This window comes from Shewanella sp. S1-49-MNA-CIBAN-0167, assembly GCF_040310145.1.
Lineage (GTDB): Bacteria > Pseudomonadota > Gammaproteobacteria > Enterobacterales > Shewanellaceae > Shewanella > Shewanella psychromarinicola.
Genome location: NZ_JBEOPO010000515.1, coordinates 1 through 232 on the forward strand (window position 1 = coordinate 1; position 232 = coordinate 232).

General features: G+C 44.0%; 1 protein-coding gene. It reads right to left on the bottom strand.

Going from position 1 to position 232, the window contains the following annotated elements:
* Nucleotides 1-232: GDP-mannose 4,6-dehydratase (locus tag AAEZ00_RS22230; protein ID WP_351090220.1), on the bottom strand; the 232-nt coding region annotated here is incomplete at both ends.

A 232-nucleotide genomic window follows, 5' to 3' on the forward strand; every position in this document is an offset into this window, starting at 1 on the left:
GTGATGGAGCGATCAACATGAGATTCTGCTGCTAGGTGCATTACGGCATTTGGCTGATGCTGTTTAAACACTCGGTCTAATTCCGCACGATCGCAAATATCGACTTGCTCGAAAACATATCGATCACTTGACGCTATACTCGCTAACGATTCAAGATTACCTGCATAGGTCAGTTTATCCACATTAATGACGCTATCTTGAGTGCTATTGATGATATGGCGCACTACTGCAG